Here is a 16,570-nt window from a genome sequence, read left to right as displayed (position 1 = left end):
GCCATGCTTACAGTTCACCACCTCATTCGCAGGGTGCGCTTCGTGAAGACATTTGACCATTTGAAAGTGATCGGCCTGCGTGAATGGATAGCCCTGCCCGACCTTGGCGTGGCAGGGCTGCGCGCCAAGATCGACACTGGTGCAAGCACCTCCAGCCTGCACGCTACCGAGGTGGAACCGTTCGAGCGCGACGGCCAGCCCTGGGTCCGCTTCACGGCGCACCTGGGCTCTGTGGTGCAGTTGCGCCACCGCCGCTGCGAGGCGCCACTGGTGACCATGAAGACCATCAAGAGCTCCAACGGGCACGCCCAGACCCGCTACGTCATTCGCACGTCACTGGCGCTGGGCGATGGTGTGTGGGAGGTGGAGTTCACACTCGCCTGCCGCAAGAACATGCGTTACCGCCTGCTGCTCGGTTCCAAGGCCCTGATCCACGGCCAGCTGGTGGTCAACCCTGGCCTGAAGTACGTACAAGACAAACCGGCCTTCCCGGCCACCCTTCCCCCTGTCACAGGTGCTGCATGAAGATCGCTGTGCTGTCGCGCAATCCGCGTCTGTATTCCACCCGCCGCCTGGTCGAAGCCGGTACCCAGCGTGGCCACGAAATGGTGGTGATCGATACCCTGCGGGCCTACATGAACATTGCCAGCCACAAGCCGCAGATCCATTACCGCGGCAAGCCGCTGGAGGGCTTCGATGCCGTGATCCCGCGCATCGGCGCTTCCGTCACCTTTTACGGCTGCGCAGTGCTGCGCCAGTTCGAAATGATGGGCGTGTACCCGCTCAACGAATCGGTAGCCATTGCCCGTTCCCGCGACAAACTGCGCTCGCTGCAATTGCTGTCGCGTCGCGGAATCGGCCTGCCCATTACCGGCTTCGCCCATTCACCCGACGACATTCCCGACCTGATCCAGATGGTTAATGGCGCGCCGTTGGTAATCAAGGTGCTGGAGGGCACCCAGGGCATTGGCGTGGTGCTGTGCGAAACCACCCAGGCTGCCGAGTCGGTGATCGAGGCGTTCATGGGGCTCAAGCAGAACATCATGGTTCAGGAGTACATCAAGGAGGCTGGCGGGGCCGACATTCGCTGCTTCGTGGTGGGAGACAAGGTGATTGCCTCGATGAAGCGTCAGGCCAAGCCGGGCGAGTTCCGCTCCAACCTGCATCGGGGGGGCGTCGCCAGCCTGATAAAAATCACCCCTGAAGAGCGGATTACCGCGATCCGGGCGGCCAAGGTGATGGGTTTGAGCGTGGCGGGGGTGGATATCTTGCGGTCCAACCATGGGCCATTGGTGATGGAGGTGAACTCGTCGCCGGGGCTGGAGGGGATCGAGGTGACCACCGGCAAAAACGTGGCCGGGATGATCATCGAGCACCTGGAGAAGAACGGCGGGCCGAATCAGACCCGGACCAAAGGCAAGGGCTGATTCAAGCCTGTACCGGCCCTATCGCCGGCAAGCCAGCTCCCACAGGATTACCACAACCTCCAGGCTTGTAGATTACCTGTGGGAGCTGGCTTGCCGACGATAGGGCCGGTGCGGTCAACCAGATTCATACAGCATTACGCGGCAGCAATAGCCCCAGCGGCAACCGCACCCGCGCTTCGATCCCCCCGCCAGACCGATTACGCAGCTCCACATTCCCGCCATGCTGGGCGGCGATCCGCTTGACGATCGCCAGCCCCAGCCCGGTGCCCTTGCCGCCCCGTGCCCGATCCCCACGAATGAACGGATTGAAGATGGTCTCCAGCTCCGACTCGTCGATCCCGGTGCCACGGTCCAGCACGCTCAGCACCACGTACGGTGCGCTCTCGTCACCCGACACATAGGCCGCCACTTCGACCCCCTTGCCAGCATGGTGCAGGGCGTTGCCGATGAGGTTGCCCAACATGCGCTTGAGCGAAACGCGACGCAGCGGGAATGGAGGAATTGGCTCCAGGCACAGGCGCACACGTTCTTTCGGCTGGTTGTACGGCGCCACGACTTCACGCACCAGGTCAGCCAGGTCGACCTCTTCCACCGGCTCGTCACGGCCATCGCGGATGAAGGCCAGGAACTGATCGAGGATCGCATCCATGTCCTCGATATCGCGAACCATGTCGTCACTCAGGTCGCTGTCGCTGTTCAGCAATGACAACGACAGGCGCAGACGCGTCAACGGTGTGCGCAGGTCGTGGGAAACCCCGGCCAGCATCAGCTCGCGCTCGCGCCCGGCTTGTTCGACATCTTCGGCCATCTGGTTGAAGGCCTTGTATACCTCGGTCATCTCGCTGGGCGTGTCGCTGATCGGCAGACGCACACTGCGCCCCTGGCCCAGCTGACGAGCGGCGAACACCAGGCGCTTGAGCGGCTGGTTCAACTGGCGCACGAAGATCCAGGCCGACGCGGTGGACAACAGGCCGATGGCCAGGAACCAACCCAGCACGTTCCAGATTTTCTGCCCACGCAGCGGGTGTGGGTACAGTGGCACTTTCAGCCAGCCAGGGCCCAGGCTTGGCGCATTGACCCACAACGCCGGTGGCGCATGGATGCGCAGCCGCACCTCGGTGTCTTCGCCCAGCTCCGCCTGCATCTGCCGTTGGTAGATTTCACTGTAGGGCCAGTGCTGCTCACCCTCGGGCACACCCGACCCGGTCACGCGGATGAGGCCCGCCGCTTCGGCAATCCTGTCGCGGTTTTCTTCGTCGGCAGCCCAATAGGCGCGCAAGGTCAACGCCACACCGTGGCTGTACTGACGGTCGACCAGCACGTCCTCGTTCATCAGCAGGTAGACCAGGGTCAAAGCCTTGCTGAACAGGACGACGATCAACACCAGCCACAGGGTGCGGGCGAAGAAACTCTGCGGAAACCAGAGCGGTGTTTTCATGGACGACGCAGCATCATTTGCCCGCGTTTCCGTCTGGCACGAACACGTAGCCCACGCCCCAGACGGTCTGGATGTAACGCGGCTTGGACGGGTCCGGCTCGATCATGCGGCGCAGGCGCGAAATCTGCACGTCGATGGAACGCTCCAGTGCATCCCACTCCCGACCACGGGCCAGGTTCATCAGCTTGTCGCGGGTCAGCGGCTCGCGGGCGTGCATCACCAGGGCCTTGAGCACGGCGAACTCGCCGGTGGTGAGCATGTGCACTTCGTCGCCACGCTTGAGTTCGCGGGTGGCCAGCGACAGCTCGTAGTCGCCGAAGGTGACCGATTCGTCCTCACTGCCCGGCGCACCCGGCACGGCGGGGGCCTGACGGCGCAACACAGCCTTGACGCGGGCCATCAGCTCATCCGGGTTGAACGGCTTGCCCAGGTAGTCGTCAGCGCCCAGTTCCAGGCCCTTGATACGGCTCAGCTCGTCGCCCTTGGCGGTGAGCATGATGATCGGGATCTGGTTGTTCTGCTGGCGCAGGCGCTTGCACGCAGACAGGCCATCCTCGCCCGGCAGCATCAGGTCGAGCACCACCAGGTTGAACACCTCGCGCTGCAGCAGGCGGTCCATCTGCTCGGTGTTGGGCACCGCGCGGGCACGGTAGCCCTTGCTGGTGAAGAAACGTTCCAGCAGGCTGCTGAGCCCCGGATCGTCGTCGACGATGAGAATCTTGTCACCTTCAGCGGTGTTTGCGGTGCCGGTCATGAATAACTCCTCTGATATCGCCGCGCATTATGGCGTAGCCATTGCTGCACGTTGCGTGAGCATTGTTAGCAGATTTTTCCCCCGGCGCCAGTTCCAGCTGGCTGGGCGCCATCACCGCAAGCCGTTTGCGATGGGTATAATGCGCGGCTTTCATCCAGCGCCGCCGGGATAAAAGCCCACAGGCGACCCCCGTATTCACAAATGTCAGGTGGTTTACATGGACAGCATCAACAGCCGTATCGCCGAGGAACTGGGCGTACGCCCCCAGCAGGTCGAGGCGGCCGTGGGCCTGTTGGACGAAGGCTCGACCGTGCCCTTCATCGCCCGTTACCGCAAGGAAGTGACCGGTAGCCTGGACGACACCCAGCTGCGCCATCTGGAAGAGCGCCTGCGCTACCTGCGCGAACTCGACGACCGTCGCGCCAGCATCCTGTCCAGCATCGAGGAACAGGGCAAGCTGACCCCTGAACTGGCCCGCGAAATCAAGCTGGCCGACACCAAGACCCGCCTCGAAGACCTGTACCTGCCGTACAAGCAAAAGCGCCGCACCAAGGGCCAGATCGCCCTGGAAGCCGGCCTCGGCGAGCTGGCGGACGGCCTGTTCAACGATCCGGGCCTTGTGCCAGAGAGCGAAGCCGCACGCTTCGTCAACGCCGAAAAGGGCGTGGCCGACGTCAAGGCCGCGCTGGAGGGCGCCAAGTACATCCTGATGGAGCGCTTTGCCGAGGACGCCGCCCTGCTCGACAAGCTGCGCAATTTCCTCAAGCAGGAGGCCGTGCTCAGCGCCCGCGTGGTAGCCGGCAAGGAGGAAGAGGGCGCCAAGTTCCGCGACTACTTCGCCCACGACGAACTGCTGCGCAACGCACCGTCGCACCGTGCCCTGGCAATCTTCCGCGGGCGCAACGAAGGTGTGTTGAGCGCCTCGCTGAAAGTGGGCGAAGAACTGCCTGGCACCCTGCACCCGTGCGAAGTGATGATCGGCCACCACGTCGGCGTCGAAAACCGCGGCCGCCCGGCCGACAAATGGCTGGGCGAGGTGGTGCGCTGGACCTGGAAGGTCAAGCTGTACACCCACCTGGAAACCGACCTGTTCGGCGAACTGCGCGACAACGCCGAAGGCGAGGCAATCAACGTGTTCGCCCACAACCTGCACGACCTGCTGCTGGCCGCCCCGGCCGGTCCGCGCGCCACCCTGGGCTTCGACCCGGGCCTGCGCACCGGTTGCAAGATCGCCGTGGTCGACGCCACCGGCAAGCTGCTGGACTACACCACGGTGTACCCGCACGCGCCGAAGAATGACTGGGACCGCACCCTATCCATCATGGCTGCACTGTGCGCCAAGCACTCGGTGGAGCTGATCGCCATCGGCAACGGCACCGCCAGCCGCGAAAGCGACAAGCTGGGGGCAGAGCTGGTGAAAAAATACCCAGCACTGAAAATCACCAAGATCATGGTTTCCGAAGCCGGCGCTTCGGTGTACTCGGCATCAGAACTGGCCGCCCGCGAGTTCCCGGACCTGGACGTGTCGATCCGTGGCGCCGTTTCGATTGCCCGCCGCCTGCAGGACCCGCTGGCGGAGCTTGTGAAGATCGACCCGAAATCCATCGGTGTCGGCCAGTACCAGCACGACGTGTCCCAGCTGAAACTGGCGCGTGGCCTGGACGCCGTGGTCGAGGACTGCGTGAACGCCGTGGGCGTGGACGTGAACACCGCCTCGGTGGCGCTGCTGACCCGTATCTCCGGCCTTAACGCCACGCTGGCGCAGAACATCGTCGCCCATCGCGATGCCAACGGCCCGTTCGCCACCCGTGCAGCCCTGAAAAAGGTCAGCCGCCTGGGTGAAAAAACCTTCGAACAGGCCGCCGGCTTCCTGCGTGTGATGAACGGCGACAACCCACTGGACGCCTCCGCAGTGCACCCGGAGGCCTATCCGCTGGTGCAGCGCATCGCCGCCGATACCGACCGCGACATCCGCTCGCTGATCGGCGACAGCAGCTTCCTCAAGCGCCTGGACCCGAAGAAGTTCACCGACGAGTCCTTCGGCCTGCCGACCGTCACCGATATCCTGCAAGAGCTGGACAAGCCTGGCCGCGACCCACGGCCCGAGTTCAAGACCGCCACCTTCCAGGACGGCGTCGAAGACCTCAAGGACCTCGAACCCGGCATGATCCTGGAGGGTGTGGTGACCAACGTCACCAACTTTGGCGCCTTCGTCGACATCGGCGTGCACCAGGACGGCCTGGTGCACATCTCGGCGCTGTCGGAGAAGTTCATCAAAGACCCGCGTGAAGCGGTCAAGGCCGGCGACGTGGTCAAGGTCAAGGTCATGGAAGTGGATATCCCGCGCAAGCGTGTCGGCCTGTCCATGCGCATGAGCGACACCCCAGGCGAAAAAGTCGAAGGCAACCGCGGTGGCAACCGTGGCAATGGCGGCAACCGCCAGCAGCCGGCCCAACGCCCGCGTGAAACCGCCACCGCCGCGCCGGCCAACAATGCCATGGCCTCCCTGTTCGCCAACGCCAAGCAGTTGAAGAAGAAGTGATGGACGTACCCCGCGAATACGTCGAAAGCGCCTTCAGCCAGCTGCTGGGCTGCCGCCTGCAACGCCTGGACACGGGTGTTGCAGAGGTGGCCCTGCCGCTGGAGCCGCACTTGCGCAACCGTGGCCAGAAGCTGCACGGCGGGGCGATCTTCAGCCTGGTGGACATCGCCATGGGCCTGGCCTGCTCGGCCAGCCATGGCTTTGACCAGCAAAGCGTCACCATCGAGTGCAAGATCAACTACATGCGCGCCGTCAGCGATGGCGAAGTGCTGTGTACCGCCCGTGTGCTGCACGCCGGGCGGCGAACCCTGGTGGTCGACGCCGACGTAGTCCAGGGCGACAAGCTGGTGGCAAAAGCGCAAGGAACCTTCGCGGTTCTCTAGCTCACCAAGCAGTATCTGCGGTATTTTCAGCAGTGCGCTGGCACTGCTGGAACCCGCGTAAACCAGGCGACAACGCCAGTTCCTTTCTTCCTACCCTTGTAGACCGTTATCTCTACCCCCATATTGGGGCGACTGACGCGTGAAGGAATACATCTTGAGCGAACTCCTCAACCGCCGCCTGAGCCTGCTCGGCGCCAATCTTCCCCTGCTCAAGCAGTGCCTGCACGGTATTGAGCGCGAATGCCTGCGCGTGACCGATGAAGGTCGCCTGGCCCAGACCCCGCACCCGGAAGCACTGGGATCGGCGCTGACCAACGAGCAGATCACCACCGATTATTCCGAGTCGTTGCTGGAGTTCATCACCCCTGCGCTGGCCGACCCGGCCAAGGTGCTCGAAAGCCTCGAAGAGACCCACCGTTTCGTCTACAGCAAGCTGGGCGACGAATACCTGTGGAGCCCTTCGATGCCGTGCACGCTGCCGGCCGAGGAGGACATCCCGATCGCCGAGTACGGCAACTCGAACATCGGCAAGCTCAAGCACGTGTACCGCAAGGGCCTGGCCCTGCGCTACGGCCGCACCATGCAGTGCATTGCCGGCATACATTACAACTTCTCGCTGCCCGAAGCCCTGTGGCCACTGCTGCGCGAAGCCGAAGGCAGCACGCTAGACGACCGCGACTACCAGTCGTCGGCCTACATCGCGCTGATCCGCAACTTCCGCCGCTACAGCTGGCTGCTGATGTACCTGTTCGGCGCCTCGCCGGCGCTGGACAAAGGCTTCCTGCGTGGCCGCCCGCACCAGCTCGAAGAGCTGGACGCCGAAACCCTGTTCCTGCCCTATGCCACCAGCCTGCGCATGAGCGACCTGGGCTACCAGAGCAACGCCCAGGCCGGCCTCACGCCTTGCTACAACAACCTGGCCAGCTACACCGACAGCCTGCGCAAGGCCGTGGGCACGCCCTACCCGCCTTATGTTGAGGTCGGTACGCACGTGGACGGCGAATGGGTGCAGCTGAACACCAACATTCTGCAGATCGAGAACGAGTACTACTCGAACATCCGCCCCAAGCGCGTTACCTACACCGGCGAGCGGCCGATACAGGCCCTGACTTCGCGTGGCGTGCAGTACGTGGAAGTGCGTTGCCTGGACATCAACCCGTTCCTGCCGGTAGGTATCGACCTGACCGAGGCACGCTTCCTCGACGCGTTCCTGCTGTTCTGCGCCCTGGAAGACAGCCCTCAGCTGGACAACGGCGAGTGCGGCCAGTGCACCGACAACTTCCTGACCGTGGTCAAGGAAGGTCGCCGCCCGGGCCTGGAGCTGCACCGCAATGGCCAGCCGATCAGTCTGAAAGGCTGGGCCGGCGAGCTGATCGAGCGCATCCGCCAATTGGCCAACCTGCTCGACCAGGCGCAAGGCTCTGATGAGCACGCCAAGGCCCTGGATGCCCAGCAGGCCAAGGTCGACGATGCCTCGCTTACCCCGTCGGCCCAGGTGCTGGCACGCATGACCGAGCATGACGAAAGCTTCGTCCAGTTCTCGCTGCGCCAAAGCCGTGTGCACGCCGAGGCTTTCCGCGAGCAACCTCTGAGCAATGACAAGCAGCAGGCATTCGAAACGCTGGCCCGCGAATCGCTGGCCAAGCAGTCCGAGCTGGAACAAGACGAAGTCGGTGACTTCGACCTGTTCGTCGGCGCCTACCAGGCCAGCATCCTGGCAATCAGCAACTGATGAACCGCACCGCCACCCCGCGCAAGCCGCGCGCCAGCAGCCAGGCCAGGATCGAGGCGATCCTGGCGGCTGCGCGTGAGCTGCTGGCCGAACAAGGGGTGGCGGCACTTTCCATCTACAGCGTGGCTGAGCGGGCACAGATTCCGCCGTCGTCGGTGTATCACTTTTTCGCCAGCGTGCCGGCCTTGCTGGAAGCGCTGACGGCCGATGTGCACCGGGCGTTTCGCGAAGCGCTGGGCGCAGCGATCGACAGCAGCGCGTTCAGCACCTGGCACGAACTGTCACGGCTGATCGAAGAGCGCATGCTTGATATCTACAACGAGGATGCGGCGGCGCGGCAGCTGATTCTGGCGCAGCATGGCCTGAGCGAGGTGGTGCAGGCCGATCGGCAGCACGACATGGAACTGGGCGACTTGATGCACAAGTTGTTCGACCAGCATTTTCACCTGCCGGTGATGCCGCTGGATGTGGATGTGTTTGCGCTGGCCATGGAGCTGAGTGACCGGGTGTATGCGCGGTCGGTGCAGCTGCATGAGGCGATCACACCGCGCATGGCCGAAGAAGGCAAGCGGGTGTTCGAGGCGTATCTGGGGTTATACCTGCCGCCGTTTCTGGCCAAGCGTTCCAGCTGAAGTTATTGGGGCCGCGTTGCGGCCCATTCGCGGCACAAGGCCGCTCCTACAGGAGATCGCATTCCCGTGTAGGAGCGGCCTTGTGTCGCGATAGGGCTGCCAAGCAGCCCCAGTATCGAGCAGCATCACAGCTTGGCGATAGACACTTCAGTCGACTTCACAAAGGCAATCACTTCGCTGCCGACCTGAAGCTCCAGCTCTTTTACCGAGCGGGTGGTGATGACCGAAGTGACGATACCCGAGGCAGTCTGCACGTCGATTTCCGACAGTACCGGGCCTTCGAGGATCTCTTTCACGGTGCCTTTGAACTGGTTGCGGACGTTGATGGCTTTGATGGTCATGATGTCATTCCTTCTCTATGGCTTCAGTCTGGTGAGTGAGTCATTCAGTGCGCCCAACGCAGCTGCGTGGGCAGAGGGGCTACAGGATCCGGCTCGGGCGCAGTGCCCGGGGCCGACAGAACACGGTTGAGCACTTCGCTTTCCAGCGCGGCCAGGCGGTGCGAACCACGCGCGCGGGGCCGTGCCAGGTCGACGGTGAGGTCGAGCCCGACCTCGCCGTCCTCGATCAGGATCACCCGGTCAGCCACGGCTACCGCCTCGCTGACATCGTGAGTGACCAGCAGCACGGTGAAGCCGTGCTGACGCCACAGGCGTTCTATCAGTTGCTGCATCTCGATACGGGTCAATGCATCCAGCGCACCCAGCGGCTCGTCCAGCAGCAGCAGGCGTGGCTGGTGGATCAGCGCCCGCGCCAGGGCCACGCGCTGTTTTTGGCCACCCGACAGGGCTGCCGGCCATTCATTGGCGCGGTCGGCCAGGCCAACCGCCTCCAGCGCTTCCAGCGCACGTGGGCGCCAGTCACCCGACAGGCCCAGGCCAACGTTGTCGATCACCTTCTTCCACGGCAGCAAGCGTGCGTCCTGGAACATCAGGCGGGTTTCTTCGCGGGCCTCTTCCAGCGGCGCAGCGCCGGCCAGCAACTGCCCGGCCGTAGGCTGGTCGAGCCCGGCCAGCAGCCGCAGCAGGGTGCTTTTGCCGCAGCCGCTGCGGCCGACGATGGCAACGAACTGCCCCGCCGGAATGTGCAGGTCGATGCCCTTCAATACTTCGCGCTGGCCAAAGGTCTTGCGCAGGCCGTTGGAGGCCAGCGGGATGCCACGCAACAGGCGTGGCGGCTGTTCCTTGAGCACGGTCATGCGCCCTCCTTCTTGGCCACTTGATAGGCCGGGTGCCAGCGCAGCCACACACGTTCCAGGCCGCGAGCGGCGAGGTCGGCGAGTTTGCCAAGCACGGCATACAGGACGATGGCCAGTACCACCACGTCGGTCTGCAAGAACTCCCGGGCGTTCATCGCCAGGTAACCGATACCGGCGTTCGCCGAAATGGTCTCGGCCACGATCAGGGTCAGCCACATGAAGCCCAGTGCGAAACGCACGCCCACCAGGATCGATGGCAGTGCACCCGGCAAGATCACCTGGCGGAACAGGCCGAAGCCGGACAAGCCATAGCTGCGCGCCATTTCTACCAGCGCCGGGTCGACATTGCGGATACCGTGGTAAGTGTTCAGGTAGATCGGGAACAGCGTGCCCAGCGCGACCAGGAAGATCTTTGCCGACTCGTCGATACCGAACCACAGGATCACCAGCGGGATCAGCGCCAGGTGCGGCACGTTGCGGATCATCTGCACCGAGCTGTCGAGCAGGCGTTCGCCCCAGTTCGACAGGCCAGTGATAAAGCCCAGCACCAGGCCGATGCTGCCGCCGATGGCGAAGCCCAGGCCGGCACGCCAGCCACTGATGGCCAGGTGTGTCCAGATATCGCCGCTGCGCACCAGCTCGACGCCGGCGCTGACGACAGCGCTAGGTGCCGGCAGGATGCGCGTAGACAGCCAGCCAGCGCTGACCGCCAGTTGCCAGACTGCCAGCAGCAGCACCGGCAGTGCCCACGGCGCCAGGCGCTGGGTCAGGGTGGAGGAAGTTGCACGACTCATGGCCTGGCCCTCAGCTCTGTGACACGGACTTGGGCAGGATGTCGTTGGCCACCATCTCGCCGAACGGGCTTACGTAGCCACCGGTTTTGGGTTGCTCCGGGCGCTGTACATCAAGGTGCGGGAAGAGCAGTTCGGCAACCCGATACGACTCTTCCAGGTGTGGATAACCCGAGAAGATGAAGGTATCGATCCCCAGGTCGGCATATTCCTTCACCCGCGCCGCGACAGTCGGGCCATCGCCTACCAGTGCGGTGCCGGCACCGCCACGTACCAGGCCAACGCCTGCCCACAGGTTGGGGCTGACTTCCAGGTTGTCACGGTTGCCGCCATGCAGGGCAGCCATGCGCTGCTGGCCCACCGAGTCGAAGCGCGCCAGCGAGGCCTGGGCACGGGCGATGGTGTCATCATCCAGGTGCGAAATCAGGCGGTCGGCGGCGGCCCACGCTTCTTCGTTGGTTTCGCGCACGATCACGTGCAGGCGGATACCGAAGCGTACTTCACGGCCTTGAGCAGCGGCTTTTTCGCGCACCTGGGCGATCTTTTCGGCAACGGCTGACGGTGGCTCGCCCCAGGTCAGGTACAACTCGACCTGTTCGGCGGCCAGGTCTTGGGCGGCCTCGGACGAACCGCCGAAATACAGCGGCGGGCGTGGTTGCTGAATCGGCGGGTAGAGCAGCTTGGCGCCCTTTACCTGGATGTGCTTGCCGTCGTAATCGACGTTTTCGCCTTCCAGCACCTTGCGCCAGATACGGGTGAACTCGACCGAGGCTTCGTAGCGCTCCTGGTGGTTCAGGTGCAGGCCATCACCGGCCAGCTCATCCGGGTCGCCGCCGGTCACCAGGTTGAACAGCGCACGGCCATTGGACAGGCGGTCCAACGTTGCAGCCTGACGTGCTGCCACGGTCGGCGAAATGATGCCTGGGCGCAGGGCAACCAGGAATTTCAGATGCTGGGTCACAGGAATCAGCGACGCTGCCACCAGCCACGAGTCCTCGCAGGAGCGCCCGGTAGGGATCAGCACCCCACCAAAACCAAGGCGGTCGGCGGCCTGCGCGATCTGCTGCAGGTAACCGTGGTCGACCGCACGCGCGCCGTCGGAAGTGCCCAGGTACTTGCCGTCACCGTGGGTCGGGAGGAACCAGAAAATGTTAAGGCTCATTGGAGTTGTCTCCTCAAGGGTGGCTCAGCCAGGGCGGCGCCCCGGCACGGGCGAATCAATCAAGGCGCGCTAGCGACCTTGGCCGGGGGTGTCCAGATCACGTCCTTGATGCTCAGCGGCTTGGGTATGAGCTTGAGCGCCTGGAAGGTGTCGGCGATTTTCTGTTGCGCGGCCACTACCTCGGGGGTCAGCGGTGCAGCACCGTAGCCTTGGCGCTTGACCGAGGTCAGGGTGATGTCTGCGGGCAGGCCGAGCAGCGGTGCGACCTGATCGGTCACTTCCTGCGGGTTGGCCTGGGACCACTCGCCCACCGCGCGCACTTCTTCGACCAAGGTGTTGATCACCGTCGGGTGCTGGGTCGCATAGTTGCGGGTGGCCAGGTAGAACTGGTGGTTGTCGACCAGGCCCTTGCCATCACGCAGGGTGCGCGCCTGCAACTGTTGTTCGGCGGCGGCCTGGTACGGGTCCCAGATCACCCAGGCATCGACGCTGCCACGCTCGAATGCGGCGCGGGCATCGGCCGGGGGCAGGTAGACCGGCTGGATATCGCCGTACGTGAGGCCGGCGTCTTCCAGTGCGCGGACCAGCAGGTAGTGCACGTTGGAGCCTTTGTTGAGGGCGACTTTCTTGCCCTTGAGTTCCTTGACCGACTGGATTGGCGACCCCTTGGGCACCAGGATCGCCTCGCTGTGCGGCGCGGGCGGCTCGTAGGCCACGTAGAGCAGATCAGCGCCGGCGGCCTGGGCAAATACGGGTGGGGTCTCGCCGGTAACACCAAAGTCGATGGAGCCGACGTTCAACCCTTCAAGCAGCTGCGGGCCGCCGGGGAATTCGGTCCACTGCACCTGCACGCCTTGCTCGGCCAGGCGCTTCTCCAGCGTGCCCTTGGCCTTGAGCAGCACCAGGGTGCCGTATTTCTGGTAACCGATACGCAGGCTTTCGGCCTGGGCTTGGGTAATGGCGCCGAAGGACACAGCCGCCGCAAACAGGGCGACCAGACCGCGACGCAAGAAGACTGTGCGCATGGCGCTCTCCTGTGCGAATGAGGTTCGGGTTGCACCTGCTTGCCTCGTTGTCGGGCCAGTAAGGTGGTGAAGCGGGTAGTGCCGTTCAAATGCTCCAGCGGGCGCTGATCAGGCGTTCGTTCAGCACACCGGGGGCCACCGGGCGTGGCCGACGGGCCAAGGCAACGTGGAAGGTTTCAAGCGAGTCGTGCAGGCGCTCTTCCAGCGCTTGTACCAACTGCGCGGGCTTGGTGCCTTCTGCGTAAGCCACCTGGCTGTCGTCGGCGAAGATCCCTTGCAGGGTCTCTTGCGCCTTGAGTGCCGACAGCACCGGCTTCAATGCGTAATCCACCGCCAGCATGTGGGCGATGCTGCCGCCAGTGGCGATTGGCAACACGATCTTGTGGGCCAGGGCGCGTTCGGGCAGCAGGTCGAGCAAAGTTTTAAGGGCACCGGCAAACGAAGCCTTGTACACCGGGGTGGAAACGATCAGGCCATCGGCCTGGGCTACCAGCTGCTGGAAGTGCTGCACATGCGGGCTGTCGAAGCGGGCGTGCAGCAGGTCTTCGGCGGGGAAGTCACGTACCTGGAACGTCACCACCTCGACGCCACGGTCCTGTAGCCACTGGCGTGAACGCTCTAGTAGCACGCCGGAGCGTGAACGGAGACTTGGGCTACCACCGATTGAGACAACCAGCATTGCTGCGCTTCCTTGTGTTCTGTTGGAGGTGACATTAACAGCTGCTACATATATCTAGAAATCATATTTTTTCATTTGTTTATTCCATTATTGTCTTTGCTCGCGAAGCGGCCCACACATTCTGCGCAGGCATAAAAAAGGGCCGTCGAAACGGCCCGAAAATCCCTGCTTGGCTAAGAGCAATGCAACGAGGAATCCATTAACGGTTTGGCTGAGGGGTCAGGCGCAGATAGGGTTTGACCGCCCGATATCCTTTGGGGAAGCGCTGCTTGATCTCTTCCTCATCTTTGAGCGAAGGCACGATCACCACCTCATCGCCGTCCTGCCAGTTACCGGGTGTGGCGACTTTGTGGTTGTCGGTCAGCTGCAGCGAGTCGATCACCCGCAGGATCTCATTGAAGTTGCGCCCGGTACTGGCCGGATAAGTGATGGTCAGGCGCACCTTTTTGTTCGGGTCGATGACGAACAGCGAGCGCACAGTCAGGGTGTCACTGGCGTTCGGGTGAATCAGGTCGTACAGGTCGGACACCTTGCGGTCGGCATCGGCAATGATCGGGAAGTTGACCACCGTGTTCTGGGTTTCGTTGATGTCCTCGATCCACTTATGGTGCGAGTCGACCGGGTCTACCGACAGGGCGATGGCCTTGACCCCGCGCTTGGCGAAGTCGTCCTTGAGTTTGGCGGTCAGGCCCAGCTCGGTGGTGCACACCGGGGTGAAGTCGGCCGGATGGGAGAACAACACCCCCCAGCTGTTGCCCAGCCACTCGTGGAAGCGAATTTTGCCTTCGCTGGAATCCTGTTCGAAATCGGGGGCGATATCGCCGAGTTTAAGGCTCATGGGCTGCGGCTCCTTGGCTGGGTTCTGTACCGTATGGGTTCAATGTGCCTGCATTCGGTTAAAAACAAAAAGAATAAATAACGATTTATTTATAACCATAATGCATACAAATTTGCAGGCACAAAAAAGCCTCGCATCACGCGAGGCTTCTTGTTCAGCTACGGCTTACAGGAAGTTGTAAGTGTAGTTGAAGATCAGACGGGTCTGATCCTGGTCAGCCAGCGAACTGGTGCCGGTGCCGCGGTACACACCGTGACGCAGGCTGGCGCCCAGGCCCTTGAAGGTGCCGTCCTGGATCACGTAGTCGATACGGGCATCACGCTCCCACTCGCTGAAGTGGCCGTTGCCGTTGGCATTTTTACCGTCTTCACCTTTCAGGTAGGCAACCGATGCTTTCAGGCCCGGCACGCCCAGGCGAGCGAAGTCGTAGGCGTACTGACCGAAGGTGGTGTTTTCACCGGCCTTGGCGAACTGGTTGATCATGCTGTCAGTGAACAGGTAGAAGCTGGAACCGCCGGCGCCTTCGTTGCGGCCATTACCATCTACCACGCTGCCCTGGTTCAGCCAGACGAAGCCACCGTCGTCATTGACGCGCTGATGGCCGAGCATCAGCGAGTGGCCACCCAGGGTGTAGGTGAACATCGCGGACCAGGTCTTGTTGTCGACCTCGCCAGTGTTCTTGGCATAGCCACCGTTGTTGTTGAAGCGGTAGCCGGCCTCGCCGTTCTTGCCGTCGCTGCTGCTGTCGAAGTAGCGCAGGTCGGTCTTGAACGACTGGTCGTCAGCGATCTTGAACACGTGAGTCGCGCCCAGGAAGTGCTGCTTGTAGAAGTCTTCCAGGTTCGAGTAGTAGTACTGCAGGGTCAGGTCTGGCGTGAGCTTGTAGTCCAGGCCGCCGTAACGGAACTTGTTGCTGTCCTGGGTAGCACCCGCTACCGACAGGCCGGTACGGTTGCTCGAAGCACGGCCCATGGCGTGGGTCAGCTGACCGGCGTTAATGGTCAGGTTGTCGATTTCCTTCGACTGGATGGTGCCACCCTCGAAGGTTTGCGGCAGCAGACGGCCATCGTTGGAGACCAGGATCGGCAGGTTCGGCGCCAGGGCGCTACCGTAGTGAACTTCGGTCTTCGAGAAGCGTGCCTTGGCGTTACCACCCACACGGGCCCACTGGCTTACAGCCGAACCGTCGGTGTCGCTTGGGAAGAAGGAGCTGTTGTCAGGGTGCTTGCCGCGGCCACCATCCAGGTGAATACCCCACAGGGCCTGGACGTCCACACCGAAACCAACGGTGCCTTCAGTGAAACCGGACAGGTAGTCGAGCTTGAAGCCCTGACCCGATTCACGGTTGTCAGCGCCACCGTCACGGTTGTCGTTGTTGAAGTACATGGTGCGCGAGCTAAGCGACAGTTTGCTGTCTTCGACGAAACCGGCAGCGCCTGCTTGTTGGGCGAGAACCCCCAGTGCCACGGCCAGGGCCAGGCTGGACTTGTACATGTTTTGCTCCTCTACGTTCTAATTTTTGTGTATCTCTGGCGGAGGGATCTGCTGCCCCTTCTCACCGTGGATTGGCGATTTAGTCCCAAAGCGTGACCACTAAGTCAATCGTTTCTAAACGTTTCGCGACTTTGGTCTAAGACGCCAGCTGCGCTACAGGATAATGACAATCCTATAAATCCAAAATGACCGTTTTATGAATTGGTAAGATTTTTACGGAATATGGTTGGAACCTTTACTGCCAAACGTTGTAGCAACTCCGCCATTCATAACCATCGGTTATTTGCAAACGTTTGCTCATAACCTAATACCGTATCGTTCTATAGGGACGACAAAGCCTAGCAGCCCGCTCTGATTTCGCCACTGGGCAGGTTGCCCCACAGAAGCGGCGGCCTTTTACGGTCTTTGTGGGAGCGGCCTTGTGTCGCGATGGGGCGCGAAGCGGCCCCAGGACTTCAGCTTCGCCGCGTAAAAT

At 62.6% G+C, this 16,570-nt stretch carries 16 protein-coding genes; 6 read left to right on the top strand and 10 right to left on the bottom strand.

Features of this window, described 5'->3' with window-relative positions:
- Positions 1-42 precede the first annotated feature (42 nt).
- Positions 43-525, top strand: coding sequence for a retropepsin-like aspartic endopeptidase RimB (gene rimB / locus AC07XM_RS25815; protein WP_095116703.1), 483 nt, complete (start codon positions 43-45; stop codon positions 523-525).
- Entirely contained in the window at positions 522-1,427 is a 906-nt protein-coding gene (gene rimK / locus AC07XM_RS25810; protein WP_012316721.1) for a 30S ribosomal protein S6--L-glutamate ligase, read from the top strand. Before rimB ends, rimK begins: the two co-directional genes overlap by 4 nt.
- Before the next feature lie 124 nt (positions 1,428-1,551).
- Here the strand turns inward: rimK and AC07XM_RS25805 are convergent, their stop codons facing one another.
- Complete coding sequence (locus tag AC07XM_RS25805) at positions 1,552-2,865, bottom strand: ATP-binding protein (protein ID WP_016484408.1); 1,314 nt, start codon at positions 2,863-2,865, stop codon at positions 1,552-1,554.
- Positions 2,866-2,878: 13 nt separating this feature from the next.
- Positions 2,879-3,619, bottom strand: coding sequence for an osmolarity response regulator transcription factor OmpR (ompR, locus tag AC07XM_RS25800; RefSeq protein WP_016484407.1), 741 nt, complete (start codon positions 3,617-3,619; stop codon positions 2,879-2,881).
- Positions 3,620-3,836: 217 nt separating this feature from the next.
- Here ompR and AC07XM_RS25795 point away from each other — a divergent pair, with 217 nt between their 5' ends.
- The 4 genes from AC07XM_RS25795 (at position 3,837) to AC07XM_RS25780 (ending at position 8,908) form a co-directional block, all read left to right on the top strand.
- Positions 3,837-6,161 (top strand): Tex family protein, encoded by a 2,325-nt coding sequence (locus AC07XM_RS25795; protein WP_102689893.1) that lies wholly within the window; start codon positions 3,837-3,839, stop codon positions 6,159-6,161.
- On the top strand, positions 6,161-6,544 hold the full coding sequence (locus tag AC07XM_RS25790) for a PaaI family thioesterase (RefSeq protein WP_016484405.1): 384 nt from the start codon (positions 6,161-6,163) through the stop codon (positions 6,542-6,544). Before AC07XM_RS25795 ends, AC07XM_RS25790 begins: the two co-directional genes overlap by 1 nt.
- Positions 6,545-6,698: 154 nt before the next feature.
- Positions 6,699-8,276, top strand: a complete 1,578-nt coding sequence (gshA, locus tag AC07XM_RS25785) for a glutamate--cysteine ligase (RefSeq protein ID WP_024717583.1) — start codon at positions 6,699-6,701, stop codon at positions 8,274-8,276.
- Positions 8,276-8,908: a TetR/AcrR family transcriptional regulator gene (locus AC07XM_RS25780; protein WP_016484403.1), complete on the top strand. Its 633-nt coding sequence runs from the start codon at positions 8,276-8,278 to the stop codon at positions 8,906-8,908. Before gshA ends, AC07XM_RS25780 begins: the two co-directional genes overlap by 1 nt.
- A 125-nt stretch (positions 8,909-9,033) precedes the next feature.
- On the opposite strand, the gene AC07XM_RS25775 is transcribed toward AC07XM_RS25780, so the two are convergent.
- The 8 genes from AC07XM_RS25775 to AC07XM_RS25740 form a co-directional block, all read right to left on the bottom strand.
- On the bottom strand, positions 9,034-9,249 hold the full coding sequence (locus AC07XM_RS25775) for a TOBE domain-containing protein (RefSeq protein WP_008095172.1): 216 nt from the start codon (positions 9,247-9,249) through the stop codon (positions 9,034-9,036).
- Positions 9,250-9,293: 44 nt separating this feature from the next.
- Complete coding sequence (ssuB, locus tag AC07XM_RS25770; protein ID WP_019096900.1) at positions 9,294-10,106, bottom strand: aliphatic sulfonates ABC transporter ATP-binding protein; 813 nt, start codon at positions 10,104-10,106, stop codon at positions 9,294-9,296.
- Positions 10,103-10,900 carry an aliphatic sulfonate ABC transporter permease SsuC gene (ssuC, locus tag AC07XM_RS25765; RefSeq protein ID WP_016484401.1) on the bottom strand — a complete coding sequence of 266 codons (798 nt, stop codon included), beginning with the start codon at positions 10,898-10,900 and terminating at the stop codon, positions 10,103-10,105. Before ssuC ends, ssuB begins: the two co-directional genes overlap by 4 nt.
- A gap of 10 nt (positions 10,901-10,910) precedes the next feature.
- Entirely contained in the window at positions 10,911-12,059 is a 1,149-nt protein-coding gene (gene ssuD, locus AC07XM_RS25760; RefSeq protein WP_016484400.1) for an FMNH2-dependent alkanesulfonate monooxygenase, read from the bottom strand.
- 59 nt (positions 12,060-12,118) lie between these two features.
- Positions 12,119-13,084: a sulfonate ABC transporter substrate-binding protein gene (locus tag AC07XM_RS25755; protein WP_102689894.1), complete on the bottom strand. Its 966-nt coding sequence runs from the start codon at positions 13,082-13,084 to the stop codon at positions 12,119-12,121.
- An 85-nt stretch (positions 13,085-13,169) separates the two neighbouring features.
- Positions 13,170-13,763, bottom strand: a complete 594-nt coding sequence (ssuE, locus tag AC07XM_RS25750; RefSeq protein WP_016484398.1) for an NADPH-dependent FMN reductase — start codon at positions 13,761-13,763, stop codon at positions 13,170-13,172.
- Between the two features lie 199 nt (positions 13,764-13,962).
- Complete coding sequence (locus AC07XM_RS25745; RefSeq protein WP_016497546.1) at positions 13,963-14,601, bottom strand: peroxiredoxin; 639 nt, start codon at positions 14,599-14,601, stop codon at positions 13,963-13,965.
- Between the two features lie 165 nt (positions 14,602-14,766).
- On the bottom strand, positions 14,767-16,095 hold the full coding sequence (locus AC07XM_RS25740) for an OprD family porin (RefSeq protein ID WP_016484396.1): 1,329 nt from the start codon (positions 16,093-16,095) through the stop codon (positions 14,767-14,769).
- Between the last annotated feature and the right edge of the window lie 475 nt (positions 16,096-16,570).

Source organism: Pseudomonas sp. GW460-LB5 (assembly GCF_059423245.1).
Note: the sequence above shows the minus strand (reverse complement) of the source record. Positions and strands in the feature narration are given on the sequence as shown.

Excerpts from the sequence above, each read along its gene's own strand:
- rimK (WP_012316721.1), top strand. The coding sequence starts at position 522 with ATGAAGATCGCTGTGCTGTCGCGCAATCCGCGTCTGTATTCCACCCGC.
- AC07XM_RS25805 (WP_016484408.1), bottom strand. The coding sequence starts at position 2,865 with ATGAAAACACCGCTCTGGTTTCCGCAGAGTTTCTTCGCCCGCACCCTG.
- ompR (WP_016484407.1), bottom strand. The coding sequence starts at position 3,619 with ATGACCGGCACCGCAAACACCGCTGAAGGTGACAAGATTCTCATCGTC.
- AC07XM_RS25795 (WP_102689893.1), top strand. The coding sequence starts at position 3,837 with ATGGACAGCATCAACAGCCGTATCGCCGAGGAACTGGGCGTACGCCCC.
- AC07XM_RS25790 (WP_016484405.1), top strand. The coding sequence starts at position 6,161 with ATGGACGTACCCCGCGAATACGTCGAAAGCGCCTTCAGCCAGCTGCTG.
- AC07XM_RS25780 (WP_016484403.1), top strand. The coding sequence starts at position 8,276 with ATGAACCGCACCGCCACCCCGCGCAAGCCGCGCGCCAGCAGCCAGGCC.
- AC07XM_RS25775 (WP_008095172.1), bottom strand. The coding sequence starts at position 9,249 with ATGACCATCAAAGCCATCAACGTCCGCAACCAGTTCAAAGGCACCGTG.
- ssuB (WP_019096900.1), bottom strand. The coding sequence starts at position 10,106 with ATGACCGTGCTCAAGGAACAGCCGCCACGCCTGTTGCGTGGCATCCCG.
- ssuC (WP_016484401.1), bottom strand. The coding sequence starts at position 10,900 with ATGAGTCGTGCAACTTCCTCCACCCTGACCCAGCGCCTGGCGCCGTGG.
- ssuD (WP_016484400.1), bottom strand. The coding sequence starts at position 12,059 with ATGAGCCTTAACATTTTCTGGTTCCTCCCGACCCACGGTGACGGCAAG.
- AC07XM_RS25755 (WP_102689894.1), bottom strand. The coding sequence starts at position 13,084 with ATGCGCACAGTCTTCTTGCGTCGCGGTCTGGTCGCCCTGTTTGCGGCG.
- ssuE (WP_016484398.1), bottom strand. The coding sequence starts at position 13,763 with ATGCTGGTTGTCTCAATCGGTGGTAGCCCAAGTCTCCGTTCACGCTCC.
- AC07XM_RS25745 (WP_016497546.1), bottom strand. The coding sequence starts at position 14,601 with ATGAGCCTTAAACTCGGCGATATCGCCCCCGATTTCGAACAGGATTCC.
- AC07XM_RS25740 (WP_016484396.1), bottom strand. The coding sequence starts at position 16,095 with ATGTACAAGTCCAGCCTGGCCCTGGCCGTGGCACTGGGGGTTCTCGCC.